Source organism: Virgibacillus carmonensis (genome assembly GCF_057836705.1).
Map to the genome: position 1 here is coordinate 1 of NZ_JBYQFJ010000178.1, position 679 is coordinate 679.

Sequence of the window (679 nt, forward strand, 5' to 3'; positions counted from 1 at the left end):
TTTTGGAAAATTGGACGATGAACTGGAATCCAGCTTTCAAGCCATTGCAGAGTCAATCGATAAAGTGGATTTTCTTATTACAACTGGAGGTGTATCAGTTGGAGACTTTGATCTAATGCCGGCAATATATGAAAAGTTACATGCTACTGTCTTATTTAATAAGGTTGCCATGCGTCCCGGAAGTGTCACAACGGTGACGGCATTACAGGATAAACTGCTATTTGGCTTATCGGGTAATCCATCAGCCTGCTATGTAGGGTTTGAGTTATTTGTACGGCCCATTTTACAAACCTTTTTAATGAATGACACACCATTATTAAAAAGGTCGAAAGCTATATTAACGGACGATTTTCCAAAGCCTAACCCGTTCACTCGATTTGTTCGTGGTATCCTATCCATTGAAGATGGCCAGGTCCGCGTCTCACCGGCAGGTATCGATAAATCAAACGTTGTTACTTCGCTAGCATTTACAAATGGTTTGATGGTATTACCGGGTGGAACGAGGGGGTATAACAAAGGTGCAATAGTTGATGTTCTATGGCTTGATCAAATGGAAGGCCAGACAACCTTTTAAAAGGAGTTGGGGAAGTGAATCAAGAAATTAGTCAAGTGTCAGACCATTTCGGAAGACAACTAAGGGATCTTAGAATTTCCGTGATCGATAAATGTAACTTTAGAT

At 40.6% G+C, this 679-nt stretch carries 1 protein-coding gene; it reads left to right on the top strand.

The window, feature by feature from the left end; translation table 11 throughout:
- On the top strand, window positions 1-574 hold a 574-nt coding region (locus tag AC3G7N_RS21235; RefSeq protein ID WP_489424127.1), incomplete at its 5' end, for a molybdopterin-binding protein.
- Between the last annotated feature and the right edge of the window lie 105 nt (window positions 575-679).